We start from the raw sequence: 13,823 nt of genomic DNA, 5'->3' as shown, positions 1-13,823 counted from the left end.
AGTACCAACCGCTGACCTCGGATCACGTTGTGGGCTGTGCTTTCCACAACCGTGCCGAGGCGGAGGGTTCAGGGCTGGGTGAGCCGCTGGAGGAGCGTACCGATGTGGTTCGCGTCGGCGATCAGCGGCAGCGTGTCGAAGGAGAGCTCCCACTCACCCCCGGGGCCGAACCGCTCGACGATCCCGAAGGGGACGTCAGCCCCCTTCTCGCTGGTTACCGTGCCGTGCCACTCGACGTAAGTCGTGGTGTCACCGAAGGCGACCTGGCCCGCCTTCAGCTGGACGGCGGCGTGATCGAAGAACCTCTTGAGGTACGCGGTCTTGCCCGCGTTCGTACCCAGTGGCCGGGCCAGCCCCGGGGCGGTCAGCCGGGCGTTCCTCATCCGGCCGGCCAGTGCGGAGACGTCCCCGCTGTTCCATGCCGCCAACCGAGCCGTGATCTCGTCGGCCCGGAACCGCTCGGGTGCACCGCCGACCCCCTCGCGGGTCGCGGAATCCGCGTCGGCGATCCCCTCGAAGAGGGGCCGCAGTTCGGGGGCGACCGGCTTGAACATCTCGTAGCGGTCGTAGTAGCGCCGCGCCTGAATCGTCTTGCCGTCGTCGGAGAGCACGTTCCGGGCGATCTGGGGAAAGGTCACCCTGTGTCCCTTGATCGTGACCTCGTTCTGCTGGCCGAACATCATCACCGCGCCGTCGGCCACCACGGAGGTGCCCCGGTATCGCAGGTCGGGGGCGAACTGGAGTGTGCGAGTGATGGAGTTGCCGATCGCCGTGTGTCCGCGCTGCGGTTTGCTGCCCGCCTCCCAGAGGGTCGCCTCCTCGTCGAAGATGTCCAGATAGGCCTTGACTCTCGGGTGGTTGAGATCGCCCACCGCCGGCGGCGTGCCGGTCGGTGTCTCACCGAAGGTGATCTGCCGCTTGAGGAACGCGCACGCGTTCGGGGTGATCCGGCCCTCCAACCTTTCGACCTTCTCCCGGACCCCCGTGCATCCGCTGTCCTCCGAGACGGCTGCGGCCGCCGTGGAGGTCGCGGCGGCGGACAAGGACGGGCCGGCCGCCACCGCGCCGAAGGACACCCCGGCGGCCATTGCCGCTGCGAGCAGTCCGGTCTGCCCCAGTAGCGTCTTCTTCGCGCGCTGTGCCCGCTGTATTGCCACCATGGTGATACCCCATTCTTGATCCCTGTTGCCCGCTGAGGCCCGGCCCGGCCTGGGTGCGCAGCGCGCCCCGTCCGGGTGAGGCCACCGTTCCAGCCGGCGCGCGGAGTATCGATTACCTTCCGGGTAATGCCGGGCCGGGGCAGGCCCGGCGGCACGATGCTGATCGGCTTCCCGATCCGGCCGATGCCCGTGTCCGGTACGACTCGTCCGCCTGTCGGGACATCCTCCAGCTGCGTACTGAGGCCGACCGTGAGGTCCGCGGGTCGTGCAGCCCTGGGGACAACTCATCCGGCGTGACGCCGAACTCGCTGTCGTCCAGGCGCCGCCCATAGGCACGCGAGGCCGCCCCACCTATGTGCGCCGCCTCTTCGTCGAGGCGCTCGCGGATGCCGGGTGGGGCGCCGAAGCGGAGGCGTACCCGGACGCTGTCGGCCGCGCGTTCCGTGATAGCCGCCCTGCCCGGCTCGGGCCGCGAAGGCATCAGGAAACGGGGTCGGCCGCGGCCTCCAGGGTCCGCCGGATCACTCGGATCCCCTGGTCGACCATCGCGGCGATGGGCCCCGCCAGGCCGTGCGGCTGGACGTCGGTGATCCGTCTTGCCTAGCTCCGCGTGGGTGCGGAGCCGCAGCGAGAAGCAAGGAACCCCTGATCCGCGTTGTCGCAGATCAGGGGGCCGATGGCGGAGGATACGAGGTTTGAACCCGTAGAGGTTGCCCGCAGATCAGAGGGAGCCACGCCGGCCCTGATCGGTAACGGCCAGAGGCGGTGTCCGGGCCCGCATCGCCTGGACGCGGACCCGGATCCTCGTCCATTCCTGTATTACGGTACTGGAGTGCGTGGGCCTTGCTGGGGGAGAGTTGTTGAACGCTCGAATTCTGGTCGCGGAAGATGACGAAAAGCAGTCTCGACTGATCCGGATCTATCTGGAGCGCGAAAGCCACGCGGTGCAGGTCGTGGCCGACGGCCGTGCGGCGCTGGAACGGGCCCGTTCGATGCAGCCGGATCTCATCGTTCTCGATGTGATGCTGCCCCTGGTCGACGGACTGGATGTGTGCCGCATCCTACGTACCGAATCGGATGTTCCGATTCTGCTGCTCACCGCGCGCTCGACCGAGGAGGACATGCTTCTCGGCCTCGACCTCGGCGCCGATGACTATCTCACCAAGCCGTACAGTCCGCGTGAACTGACCGCACGGGTACGGGCGTTGCTGCGCAGGTCCAAGAGGGGCGGCGGCGCGGTGGAGCCCGCTGTGCTGCGGGTGGGCGAGGTGGAGCTGGACACGGCACGCTTCGAAGTCCGGGTGGCGGGGCGGCCGGTGGCACTGACCGCGAAGGAGTTCGCCGTCCTGGAGACGCTGGCCCGTGAACCGGGCCGGGTCTTCACCCGGGCGCAGATCATCGAGCGCGTCTTCGGTTTCGACCGGGATGTCCTGGAGCGGACCGTCGACGCGCACGTGATGAACCTTCGACGGAAGCTGGAGACGGACCCGAGGCGGCCCCGCCATCTGGAGACGGTGTACGGGCGGGGCTACCGCCTCGCGGACGGTGGCGGCTCAGCCTCCTCCTGACCTGCCGCCATGGCCCGAAGCCGCGGGCAGGGTGATCGTGAACGTCGTACCCAGCCCGACCGTGCTGTGCACGTCGATCCCCCCGTCGTGGTCGGTGACGATCTGACGCGCGATGGACAGCCCCAGCCCGCTGCCGCCGGTCGCCCGCCCCCGTGACGGATCCGCCCGCCAGAAGCGGTCGAAGAGATGCGGCAGGTCCTGTGCCGATATCCCTTTGCCGGTGTCCCGGACTTCTACGACGGCCTGCTCGCCGCGCCGGATCAGAGCCAGGGTCACCGTGCCACCGGGCCCCGTGGCGTGCAGCGCGTTTCCGATGAGGTTGCCGACGACCTGGCGCAGCCGGTCCGGGTCGGCGGTCACGTACACCTGGCACGGCGCCTCCAGCTCCACCGCGACGCCCGCCGTCTCGGCCTGGGCACGATGGGCGGTGCGGCCGGCGTCGAGCAGCTCGCGCAGGTCGACCTCGCGGCGGTGGTACGTGAGCGCCCCGGCCTCGGCCAGGGCCAGGTCCTGCAGGTCGTCCACGATCCGTTGTTGGAGCAGCGCCTCCTCGTGGAGGGAGTCGAGCAGGTCGGGCGTCGGTTCGACGATCCCGTCCCGCAGGGCTTCCAGATAGCCGCGCAGGTTGGCCAGCGGGGTGCGCAGCTCGTGCGCGATGTCCCCGGTGAGGCGGCGCTGGCGCTCCTCGCCGGCCTGGATGGAGTCGGCCATGCGGTTGAAGGCGCGGCCGAGCTGTGCGATCTCGTCCCGCCCGGAGACGGGTACGCGTCGCCCCAGATCGCCCTCACCGAGCCCCTTGGCGGCGTGCGTCATGGCCCGGACCGGGCGAAGGACCGCCCGGCTCAGGAGCAACGCGCCGAGGACGGCTGCAAGGGCGACTCCGATCGCGACGGCGACGGTGGGTGCGGCGGCGAGGCTGGGCGGGGACTCGTTCCGGTAGCCGAGGTGGATTTCCAGGCGGGGCGGGGCGACGGAGGCGGTCCGCTCGTTGAAGACCCGCTGGAGGCAGGGGGTGAGGGGCTGTGCGGAGTCGCAGGCGCGGAGCGCGTCGAGATCCTGCGGGGTGTGCGGGTCGGCCCCGCGGGGCGGCTCTGTGCAGTGCGCGGGCCGGCCATCCGTGCTGATCCGGGGAATGCCCAGGTCGTCCTGCCGGGCCGTCACCTCGGCGCCCACCCGGGTCAGGCAGGCAGCGTACGCGGCCGAGGAGCGGTAGTTGGCGATCGCGGTGGCCGCCAGCTTGACCGAGAGCCGGGGTGTCTGCCCGTCGGGGAACCGCAGGACGGGCCGCGCGTCGACCAGTACCGGGGGCCGGCTGCTCAGTGGGCGGGGCCCGCGGCCCGCGAGGGCGTCGGAGTCGGCGAGCGGGGCGCCGGTCTCGGTCACGACCCGGATGCGCTGCCCGGTGGCCTTGGCGAGTTCGCCCACCGTCGGTGCGAGCCCGTCCCAGGTGCCGTGCGCGAATCCGTACGTGCGGAGTTCACCGGTGATCAGGGAGACCTCCCGCTGTCCGGCGCTGACGGTCTCCTGGACCTGACGGTTCGCCTGACGCAGGGTGAGCCAGGCGGTGGCGGCGGTGGCGGTCAGGGCGACCAGCATGAGCAGGCCCAGGACCCGCAGCCGGAAGCTCATCGCGTTCCCCTTGTCCTGGCTGTCGGGACGCGTGCGCTCAACAGGGCTCCTTCGGTCGGGTTTCCCCAAGTGCGGGATGACGGGATATCTCGGCGTGCGGCTGGGGCCTGCTCGGCAAGAGCGCCGATTCGGCCGGTACGCCGCAGGAATGGCCGATTCCGCCCTGAAAACAATTTTGGTCCCCAATGGAAGGAAAGTGGCCAGTTGGCTGCGGAATGCTTACTTCAGCACTGTCGGCCTGTGAGGGTACTTACACCTCTCGCATCCCGATGGATGCGGTGGCAGCACCATTCGCTCTGGTGCCTCCCGGTACCGGGGTCGCACTGCTAACGAAACGACACATGGGGGTACAACTTGAAGCGCCGACTCGCAGCGATCATTCCCGCCGTCGCCGTGGCTGCCCTGGCCGTCCCGATGGTCACCGCCACCTCGGCCTCCGCGAACGCGTCCTGCGGTACCACGGTCAGCGACAAGGACAGTTCGGCCTGGGGCTACTACGCCGACGGTGCCAACGAGCGCAGCGGCTCCAGCACCGGCTGCGGGATCAACGGCATCGCCTACAGGACCGACAGGCTCGACTACCACTGCTACACCGTGGGCAATGACGGCCACACCTGGACGTACCTGCGCGACGAGAACGGCAATAACCCCGATGTATACGGCTGGGTCCGTGACGACCTGCTGAGCAACGGCGGCAGCTACGTCTACTGCGGCTTCTAGCAGCACCGGGGAACTGCCGGCCGAGCCGGAGCAACAGCACACCAGGGGCGGTCTCGTGCGAGGCCGCCCCTGCCTCGTCCGGCACCGGAACGGACACGGGCCCGCCGCCGTTCCGCCCACACCCGCGGTGGTGGCCCCGCCCATCCCGCTCACCTCTCTCCCCACCCGCCGCGGCCGGGCCTGTGGCCGGCGTTCCCGTGGCCGTACGGCTCAGGAGCTGGACAGCGCCTCCGTCGGCGACAGCCTGCTGGCCCGCACCGCCGGATACAGTCCGGCGGCCATGCCGATGAGCAGGGTCGATCCGATGCCGGCCGCGCTCGCCCAGGCCGGGACGACCGTCGGCCAGCCGCGGCCGACGGCGTACCCCGCCGTGATCAGGGTCCCGAGCACCGTACCGCCGAGCCCACCGATGAGGGACAGCAGCAGTGACTCCGTCACGAACTGCGTGCGGATCTGACCCCGGGTCGCCCCCAGGGCCCGGCGCAGACCGATCTCCGGCCGGCGCTCCAGGACCGAGATGACCATCGTGTTGCCCACACCGACCCCGCCGACCAGCAGAGCCACTGCGCCGAGGCCCAGCAGCAGGCCGGTGAGCGCCGACTCGGTGGCCTCGCGGGCCGCGAGGGCGTCGGAGGGCCGCGAGACCCGGACCTCGCTCGGCTTCTCGGGGTATGCCGTGGCCGGCAACACCGCCCGTACCGCCGCGACCTCACTGTCCTCGGTGCGGACGTAGACCATGGAGGGGTGGCCGTCGAAGCGGAGGTATGTCCGGGCCGCCGACCAGCCGACCAGTGCCGCGCTGTCGAGTTCCGGCGCGAGCGGTACGGGATCGAGGACGCCGATCAGCGAGAACCAGCGGCCGCCGATCAGGACCCGGGTTCCGGAGGTGTACACGTCGAGCCGCTGGGCGGCCGTGGCACCGAGCACGACAGCCGGGTACTTCTGAGTCGCCGCGTCCAGCCAGCGGCCCTCGCGGACCTTGCCGCCGACGGCCGGGAGCAGGCCTTGGTCGGCCGCGAGGACGTCGAGGGAGCCGGTGCGGCCAATGGCGATGTGGTCGTTGCGGTAGATGTGCGCGCCGGTCGCGCCGGTGGCGGCGACCTGCTGCGCGGGCGGGATCCGGCGGATCATCGGCACGGCCTCGTAGGGGAGTCTGGCTTTCTCGCCGGCCAGGCTCTGGCCCGGTGCGACCCGCAGGAGGTTGGTGCCGAGCGCGTCGAGGCGGCGGTTCACCTCGGCCTGCCCGGAGCCGGAGATGCCGACCACCGCGATCATGGCGGCGACGCCGATGGCGATGCCGAGCGCGGAGAGAAAGACCCGCAGGGGCCGGGTCCGCAGTCCGGTGCCGCCGAGGCGTACGACGTCGGCGGGCCCGAGGCGTGCGGCGCGCAGCCGTGACCGCGACCGCTCCGGGACCGGAGCCCCGGCGTCCGAGGACTCGGGGCCCGGGGAACGGAACGGCGGGGTCTCCGGGGCCGGACCCCGGGCGTCCAGGGAGCCAGCCGCTGTGGGACGGGAGTCCGGGGTCTGCCAGGAGGAGTTCGTCGCACGGTCCTTCACCGGGGTGCCCCGATCGTCGTGCTGCGGGCCGTGTCGGCGACCAGGCGTCCGTCGCGCATCTCGATACGGCGGGGGAGTTCGGCCGCGATCTCGCGGTCGTGGGTGATGATCACGACCGTGGTGCCGGCCGCGTGCAACTCGCGTAGCAGGGTCAGTACGGCGGCACCCGACGCGGAGTCGAGGTTGCCGGTCGGCTCGTCCGCCAGCAGGACGGACGGTTCGCCGACCACCGCGCGAGCGACCGCGACCCGCTGCCGCTCGCCGCCGGAAAGCTGCTGCGGCAGGTGGTGGACACGGTGGCTGAGCCCGACCCGGGCCAGCGCGGCAGCCGCCCTGGCCCGGCGGCGGCGCATCGGGACGCCCGCGTAGAGCAGCCCGTCTGCCACCGCGTCCAGCACGGGCACGCCGACCGCCAGGTGGAACTGCTGGAAGACGAAACCGATCCGCGTGGCCCGCAGCGCGGACACCTCCCGGTCGGACAGCTTCGCCACGTCGTGGCCGTCGACCAGCACCCGCCCCGAGGAGGGGCGGTCGAGGCTGCCCATCAGGTTCAGCATGCTGGACTTTCCTGAGCCCGACGGGCCGACGACGGCGACGAGTTCCCCGCGCCCGATCCGCAGACTCACGTCGCGGACCGCGGCAACGCCGCCCGGATACGTCTTGCAGACCGCGTCGAACTCCAGAACCGCCGGGGACACACCGCTCACGCGATCCTCACCTTCATGCCCTCGCGGATCGCCGTGCCGCTCACTTCCACGTTGCCGTCCGCGAACAGTCCCGTCTTCACGGCGAGGAACCGGCCGTCCTCGGTTTCCAGGCCGTACCCGCCCTCGGCGAGGGCGACCAGCGCGGAGACCGGAACGCTCAGTACGTCCTTGGCCTCGCGTCCCACGTACTCGACCGTCACAGGGCCGCTCTCCAGCCGCCCCAGGGCCTTCTGGTCCTGGACGGTGATGGTCACGGGGATCGTCGCGTCGGCCTCTCCCGATCCGCCCTCGCTGCCACCCCCCTCGGGCGTGCTCGCCTGCTTCCCCACCGACGCCACCTTGGCCTGCACGGACTTGCCATTGGGCAGCTTGACCCGGACGTTCGTGCCGCGCACCGCCCAGGCGGCGTCCGCGGCCGAGGCGCTCACGACGACCTTCCGCGACGTACCGGTGTAGGCCAGGGTGTTCTCGCCGGCCGCGGAGCCCAGGCGTGCCCCCGCATGGCCGATCCGCACCTTGCCGGAGGAAGAGATGACGTCCCCGACGCCGACGGTCCCGGTCTGGGGCAGCCCGAGCGACTTCTGCCAGCGCTTGACCGCCTGGGCGGTGGCGGCGGTGAACCTCTCGTCCACGGTGAAGCCGGTGTAGCCCAGAGCCGCCAGGTTGGACTCGAACTGCATGACGTCCATGCCTCTGAGCTCACGCGGGGCCTGAGTCGAGCCGGTGTCCCCGCCGGTTCCGGCGCCCCCCGGCGCCGGTGACCCGGAGGGGCTCGGGGACGTGCCGTCCGCGTTCTTCTGCTGCTGGTCGACGGAGCCCTTCTGCTGCTGGGCGTCCGAGCCCTGGTCACCCTCCTGGGCGGTCAGGCCGAGGTCCCGGTACATCGGCAGCGTCCCGTACATGAGCACGACCGGCCGGTCGTCGACGCGCAGCAGCGTGCCGCCGCGCTCGACCGTCGCGCCCTGCTCGGGCAGCCAGGTCACGGTACCCGTCGCCTTGACCGGCAGCGGGACCTCCGTTCCGTAGCTCAACTTGCCGTCCACCGCAGTCCGTTCGGCCAGTGTGGTCCGGGTCACCGGGACGACGGAACCGGAGCGGGGCGGCGCGCTCGGGCCCTTGCCCTGGCCGCCGCCGAGCCCCAGCGCGCCGACCACGGCGACCGCCGCCACGCCGACCACGGCCGAGGCGATCAGCGCCGTACGCCGGCGGTGCCGGCGGCGCGGCGGAGGCGGCAGGGGGGCCGTCCCGTGCGCGTCATCGATGTGCGTCACCGTCTCGGCCATGATCAGCCCTTGCCGGCCGGCGGGTTGGTCGGTTCACCGATGATCGGGGCGCAGACGCGGGTGGCTCGCCGGGCGCCGGCCGAGCTCTGATCCCATCCGGGTTCACCGGAGTTGTCGTCGCGGCTCCCGTTCGGATCCGGGTCCGGGAAATCGGGGGCGCCGTTCTTCTGCATGCAGGCGGCATAGTCCCGCTGCTTCTTCATCTGCGCGGGAGTGAGTTTGGGCTCGCTGGGCTCCAGGTCCTGGGGGACCGTAGCGTTGAACTTGGCACACTTCTTGCTCGCGTTCATGAACTTCGGGTCCTTCTTCAGGGCAAGGCCCTGGCCGGACATGTCGACCTGTCCCTTGGAGTCCGGGTCGGGGAGGTCGACCCTGTTCGTCCGCATGCACGCGACCCACTTGCGCTGGCTCTCGACGTATGCCGCCACATCGTTCCCGCCACCCTGACCGCCCGTTTTACCAGCCGATGCGGCCGAGCCGCCACCACCGGCCGTCGGGAGCTTCGAACCGCCGTCGTCGCTCCCGCAGCCGGTCAGCGCGAAGACCATGACCGACGCCGCCGAGGCCAGCAGTACCCAGTTCGTCCTCATCGCTTTCCCCGCTCCTCCTGTCGGGCCCGGCCGCGGACACGGCGGGCAGGCCGACCGTAAGCCGGAGATGATGAAGAACCTTTGAAGAACCTGTCAGCCGATCATGCGCACTGCAGCTCTTCCGGATCCCCGGGTGCCGCCGCGTTCGGGAACAGAACTGAGACCAGGGCGCCGGTCATACCCGCGACCGTCGGTACCGCTCGCTCCGGTACCGACTGCCATGCCGGCTTGCTCACGCCTGGCCGTAGAGGCTTGTCAGGTCGACGAGTTGAATGCTCGGTGAGGTCTCATCGGCGGCGTATGCCTTGTCGTTGAAGCCTGCTCGCGTCCGCGATGACCGCGGCGTCCTTCGCGTCCCCTGTCAGTCGGTCGTGGCCGGGATCAGGCAGAAGGGCTTGCCCTGCGGGTCGAGCAGGACGACCCACTGGCCGTCGCCCGGCTGGAAGGCAGGCCGGGTGGCCCCGAGGGCGAGCAGTTCCTCGACCGCGCGGTCCGGGTCGGAGGTGGTGAAGTCGAGGTGCAGGTGCGGGCTCCCCTCGGGCCACTTCGGCGCCTGGTAGCCCTCGACGCGGACGAAAGCCAGTCCCGCCCCCGTGCCGGCCGCGCTGATGGAGGCGAAGTCCTTGTCGCTGTAGGTGAGTTCCCAGCCGGTGGCCTGCTGGTAGAAGGTGGCGAGCGCGACCGGGTCGGCGCAGTCGACGACCACGGTGGTGAGCTGTTCGAGAACGGGCATGAGCGAACTCCAGAATCGTGAACGACCGGAAGCCGAACGGGCTTCGGTGAGGAGCCTCGCCCGGCAGCCCTGCCCGGGTCTTGAACATCCTTGCGCGGCTGTCAGACCCGGCGCGTAGCGTTCGAAGGGTGCTCACCGTCGTTTCTGTCGCCACGGGCGGTTCCGCAGGATGGCCGCCGGCGTTCCCGCCGACATCGACACGACCCTGGCCTACGTGGGCGTTCCGGGCGAGGAGGAGAGCTTCGCTCACCCTGCCGGGGGAGACGTCTGCACATCGATCAGCGTGACGCCGCAGCTGTGGCGTTCCCTGGCCGGGGACAGCGCGGGACCGACTGTGCAGACGCTCTCCACCGACCCGAGACTCGACCTGGCCCACCGGCGTCTCCTCGTTGCCGCCCGCTCGGACGACACCGACTACGCGGTCGCCGAGGAGCTGCTGGCCTGCTGTCGAAGGCGATCCGCCGCACTGCCGCCGGACCGACTCCGTCCGGAAATGCGTCAGTCGAGCGCGATCGGAGTCTCGTGGCGGCTGCCCGCGAGGCGATCGCCGAAGGAGACCCGGCCGCGGACACACTGTTCGCGCTGGCCGATTCGCGCGGTGTCTCCCCGTACCGCCTGAGCCGGGCGTTCCCGCGCCAACTCGGCGTCTCGGTGACTCGCTACCGCCACCGCGTTCGCATCGGCCGCGCCCTCGACCGCCTGGAGGCCGGCGAGACCAGTCTCAGCAACCTCGCAGCCGATCTCGGCTACGCCGACCAGGCTCACCTCACCCGGACCATGCGCCAGTACCTCGGCCACACACCGACCACCCTGCGACGGCTTCTGGCTCCCGCCCCCTGACCGCGCGTATCCCGGGGCGACAGCGATGCCCGAGGCGCGGCGGCAGGACGAAGGCCCAAACCGCCGAGCGACCACACGTCCGCCTTGCGGGTGGTGGTGATGTGGTCGGTGGTGTCGAGGACCAGGGCGGCGATCTCGGGGGCGGTGGTGTGGGCCAGGCCCCCGGTGTTCCCCGCGGTCCCCGCACAACCTGGCACGCGTCCGGCACGGCATGGGCGCCTTCTGGTCCGCAGGATCGGGCAGTCCGCAGTGAGGGAGGTGGGCAGGCATTCTGCACTTTTGCGGGCTTCAGCGACCGATGGGGCGAAATCCCCGGAACAGTGCATGTCCGTGTGTACCGAATCTCATCATCACATTTAACGTAACGCTCATGAGAACTAACTTTCTGTCACCAGTGGTGCGAGGGCTGTCCGCGTTGACAGCCGCCGTAGCCATCGGAGTAACGGCTGCGGCAGGTACTGCCGCAGCCGGCGGGACGTTCCTCGGCCGCCTGCACACCGTGCGCGAGATCTCCTCCACGGTCCCCGCGAACGGCGACGAGAACCCCTATGGCACGGCCGTGGTCCCGCGCGACTCCGGGAAGCTCCACAAAGGCAACGTGCTGGTCAGCAACTTCAACAACAACCAGAACCTGCAGGGCACGGGCACCACCCTGGTCCAGATCAGCCCGCGCGGCACCGCCAAGCTGTTCGCCCAGATCGACCCGGACCATCTGCCCGGCCCATGCCCCGGCGGTGTGGGGCTCACCACCGCCCTGAGCATCCTGCCCGGCGGGTGGGTGGTGGTCGGCAGTCTGCCGACCACCGACGGCACCTCCGCAACCGCTCAGGCAGGCTGCCTGCTGGTGCTGGACAGCCACGGCAGGGTCCGCAGGACACTCGCCGGAGGCGGCATCAACGGACCGTGGGACATGACCGCCACGAGCCGCGGCGACCGTACCGACCTGTTTGTCACCAACGTGCTCAACGGCACCGTGGCGGGCGGCGGCGACGAGGTGGACCGGGGCACCGTCCTGCGCATCACCCTCAAGCGTCATGGCAACCAGCCGCCGAAGCGGGTGAAGACCACCATGATCGGATCGGGCTTCGCCCAGAAGACCGACCCCGCCGCCCTGGTGATCGGCCCGACCGGCGTCGGCCTCGCCAAGGACGGCTCGCTCTATGTCGCCGACACGGTCAAGAACCGCATCACCGTCATCCCGCGCGCGCTGACCCGGAAATCCAGCGCCGGCACCGGCCGGGTCGTCAGCAGCGACTGCAAACTCAACGGCCCCCTCGGCCTTGCCATCGCCCCCAACGGCCACATCCTGACCGTCAACAGCGGTGACGGCAACATCGTCGAGACCACACCCAGGGGCCGCCAAGTGGCCTTCCGGCAACTCGACAAGAGCGGCTCCCCGCCCGGCGCGGGTGCGTTGTTCGGCCTGGCGGTGGACCTGGACCGTGACGCCGTGTACTTCGTCAACGACGCCACCAACTTCCTCAACGTCCTTAAGTGATCCACGAACCCGCACACGCACCGGGCCGACCCTGCTGTGCGCCGTGAAACGCCTGCACCAGGAAGCCCAGGAGCGAGACGGGTCGCGGCCGGCGCCGACGGCGAGGGCAAAGGCTACGTCTTCGCCTCGCCGATCGGCGGGCCGCTGAGTCCGAACGCCTGATTCCACGTCAGGAAGCGGCTTCTCCGGAACGCGGGCGTACGAGACGGCCGCCTGCATGACGTTCGGCACACCGCGGCCACCGTGCTCCTGATCCTCGGCGTCCCGGACGTGGTGATCGACTCGATCACGGGTTGGGCGCCTGGGGCAGCGGCGCGGATGCGCGCCCGGTACATGCATGTGACGGGAACCATGCTCCGCAAGGTCGCTCAGCAAGCCGGGGACGCGCTCTGGGCGCCGCCCGGCACCGAAGAAAAACTGAGACGGACAACGTCGAAGGGCCCTACTGCGAGGGCGGACTCCAGGGGCCCTTCGGCATCGTGCCTGGTGAGGTACTGGCGGAGGATACGAGGTTCGAACTCGCGAGGGGTTGCCCCCAACACGCTTTCCAAAGGTTCGCCCGGTGGTTCGGCAACGGTCACGGGCGTCCCGACAGGCTCTGAGGCGGAGCCGGCGGCTACAGACTCGCCGAACCGTGGTGTACGCCTGCGAATGAGACCAGAACTGAGACCGGGCGCGCGTTCATTTGCCGGCCGCCGGGCCGTACCACTGCATGGCTTGACCGGTGACTGCGGCGATGCATTCGAAGTCGTGGTCGCGGTGCAGGAGGGTCAGTCCTTGAAGTTCCGCGGTGGCGGCAACGACGAGGTCCACCGCGCCCGCACTGCGGTGCTGACCACGCTGGGTCAGCAGTTCCTGGACCTGCCAGGCGCGGTCGTACGCGCGGTCACCGACGGGCACCCGGCCGAACAGCAGCCGCATGTCCTCGACGCCCTGTGCGCGATCTGCCGCGGAGCGGGCGCTGTAGAAGAACTCCAGTTCGGTGATCGGGCAGGTTGCGATGAGCCCTGCCGCGGCGGCCTGGTCCCAGCCGTACTGTTCGGCGTCGCCGCGGAGGAACCGGGCGAGCGCGCTGGTGTCGATCAGGAACTGCGCCGCGCTCACCGTCGGTAGTCCCTCTTGTCCTCGAAGAGATCCAGGTCGAAGCCTCCGTCGCCCGCTGCCGCCCGCAGCCTGGTGAGAGCGAGGGCCCGTCGGCGGTTCTCGAGCACCTCACGCAGAGCAGTGTTGACCGTCTCCTTCTTGGTGCCGGTCCCGAGCGCCTGAGCCACGTCGGCCAGTAGCTCGTCATCGAGGTCGATCACTGTTCGGCTCATTCGGACACCTCCTGAGATATCAACTTGCACAGCAAGTATATCGCGATGGATACCGAAGCATCCGCGAGAGCGGACCGCGGAATGGATCAAGAGCCGCGCCGAGAAGGCCCCGGCCCCCTCAACTGCTCTCTGCCGCTGACGCGGCCCGGGCTCAGGCTGGCCGCCGGTTGGCCCCCGGCCGCGCGACCCGTCGGTTGGCAGGGCAACCGGGTGTTCGCA

At 70.3% G+C, this 13,823-nt stretch carries 14 protein-coding genes; 5 read left to right on the top strand and 9 right to left on the bottom strand.

Annotated features, from left to right (window positions below; genetic code table 11):
- Nucleotides 1-68: 68 nt before the first annotated feature.
- Nucleotides 69-1,160, bottom strand: coding sequence for a hypothetical protein (locus ACNPQM_RS04215; protein ID WP_418082895.1), 1,092 nt, complete (start codon nucleotides 1,158-1,160; stop codon nucleotides 69-71).
- Nucleotides 1,161-1,425: 265 nt separating this feature from the next.
- On the opposite strand from ACNPQM_RS04215, the gene ACNPQM_RS04210 reads away from it, so the two are divergent.
- Together ACNPQM_RS04210 and ACNPQM_RS04205 are read left to right on the top strand one after the other, a co-directional pair.
- Nucleotides 1,426-1,764: a hypothetical protein gene (locus ACNPQM_RS04210; RefSeq protein WP_418082894.1), complete on the top strand. Its 339-nt coding sequence runs from the start codon at nucleotides 1,426-1,428 to the stop codon at nucleotides 1,762-1,764.
- 256 nt (nucleotides 1,765-2,020) lie between these two features.
- Nucleotides 2,021-2,728, top strand: a complete 708-nt coding sequence (locus ACNPQM_RS04205; protein WP_418082893.1) for a response regulator transcription factor — start codon at nucleotides 2,021-2,023, stop codon at nucleotides 2,726-2,728.
- Here ACNPQM_RS04205 and ACNPQM_RS04200 read toward each other — a convergent pair.
- A complete protein-coding gene (locus ACNPQM_RS04200) occupies nucleotides 2,714-4,357 on the bottom strand; it encodes a sensor histidine kinase (protein ID WP_398952026.1) in 1,644 nt (547 codons plus the stop codon). The genes ACNPQM_RS04205 and ACNPQM_RS04200 overlap by 15 nt on opposite strands.
- Before the next feature lie 354 nt (nucleotides 4,358-4,711).
- On the opposite strand from ACNPQM_RS04200, the gene ACNPQM_RS04195 reads away from it, so the two are divergent.
- The gene (locus ACNPQM_RS04195; RefSeq protein WP_418082892.1) at nucleotides 4,712-5,077 is read left to right on the top strand and encodes an SH3 domain-containing protein; all 366 of its coding nucleotides are present in this window, start codon (nucleotides 4,712-4,714) and stop codon (nucleotides 5,075-5,077) included.
- A 210-nt stretch (nucleotides 5,078-5,287) separates the two neighbouring features.
- Here ACNPQM_RS04195 and ACNPQM_RS04190 read toward each other — a convergent pair whose 3' ends face one another.
- The 5 genes from ACNPQM_RS04190 to ACNPQM_RS04170 all read right to left on the bottom strand — a co-directional run bounded on the left by ACNPQM_RS04190 (nucleotide 5,288) and on the right by ACNPQM_RS04170 (nucleotide 9,950).
- Entirely contained in the window at nucleotides 5,288-6,469 is a 1,182-nt protein-coding gene (locus tag ACNPQM_RS04190; protein ID WP_366691947.1) for an ABC transporter permease, read from the bottom strand.
- Nucleotides 6,470-6,633: 164 nt separating this feature from the next.
- A complete protein-coding gene (locus tag ACNPQM_RS04185; RefSeq protein WP_245766674.1) occupies nucleotides 6,634-7,344 on the bottom strand; it encodes an ABC transporter ATP-binding protein in 711 nt (236 codons plus the stop codon).
- Nucleotides 7,341-8,627 (bottom strand): peptidoglycan-binding protein, encoded by a 1,287-nt coding sequence (locus ACNPQM_RS04180; RefSeq protein WP_418082891.1) that lies wholly within the window; start codon nucleotides 8,625-8,627, stop codon nucleotides 7,341-7,343. The genes ACNPQM_RS04185 and ACNPQM_RS04180 overlap by 4 nt, the downstream gene beginning before the upstream one ends.
- Nucleotides 8,628-8,629: 2 nt before the next feature.
- Complete coding sequence (locus ACNPQM_RS04175) at nucleotides 8,630-9,217, bottom strand: hypothetical protein (protein WP_418082890.1); 588 nt, start codon at nucleotides 9,215-9,217, stop codon at nucleotides 8,630-8,632.
- A gap of 361 nt (nucleotides 9,218-9,578) precedes the next feature.
- Nucleotides 9,579-9,950, bottom strand: a complete 372-nt coding sequence (locus tag ACNPQM_RS04170) for a VOC family protein (protein WP_418082889.1) — start codon at nucleotides 9,948-9,950, stop codon at nucleotides 9,579-9,581.
- A gap of 522 nt (nucleotides 9,951-10,472) precedes the next feature.
- Here ACNPQM_RS04170 and ACNPQM_RS04165 point away from each other — a divergent pair.
- Nucleotides 10,473-10,790: a helix-turn-helix transcriptional regulator gene (locus ACNPQM_RS04165; protein ID WP_418082888.1), complete on the top strand. Its 318-nt coding sequence runs from the start codon at nucleotides 10,473-10,475 to the stop codon at nucleotides 10,788-10,790.
- Nucleotides 10,791-11,160: 370 nt separating this feature from the next.
- Nucleotides 11,161-12,288, top strand: a complete 1,128-nt coding sequence (locus ACNPQM_RS04160; protein ID WP_418082887.1) for a hypothetical protein — start codon at nucleotides 11,161-11,163, stop codon at nucleotides 12,286-12,288.
- A 681-nt stretch (nucleotides 12,289-12,969) separates the two neighbouring features.
- Here ACNPQM_RS04160 and ACNPQM_RS04155 read toward each other — a convergent pair.
- Together ACNPQM_RS04155 and ACNPQM_RS04150 are read right to left on the bottom strand one after the other, a co-directional pair.
- Nucleotides 12,970-13,392 (bottom strand): PIN domain nuclease, encoded by a 423-nt coding sequence (locus ACNPQM_RS04155; RefSeq protein WP_418082886.1) that lies wholly within the window; start codon nucleotides 13,390-13,392, stop codon nucleotides 12,970-12,972.
- The gene (locus ACNPQM_RS04150; protein WP_358858202.1) at nucleotides 13,389-13,604 is read right to left on the bottom strand and encodes a type II toxin-antitoxin system VapB family antitoxin; all 216 of its coding nucleotides are present in this window, start codon (nucleotides 13,602-13,604) and stop codon (nucleotides 13,389-13,391) included. The genes ACNPQM_RS04155 and ACNPQM_RS04150 overlap by 4 nt, the downstream gene beginning before the upstream one ends.
- Nucleotides 13,605-13,823: the final 219 nt, after the last annotated feature.

Origin of the sequence: Streptomyces sp. NPDC056231 (genome assembly GCF_048270745.1) — a bacterium.
In the GTDB taxonomy this organism is placed as follows: domain Bacteria; phylum Actinomycetota; class Actinomycetes; order Streptomycetales; family Streptomycetaceae; genus Streptomyces.
This window is presented reverse-complemented; position numbering and strand designations above follow the sequence as displayed.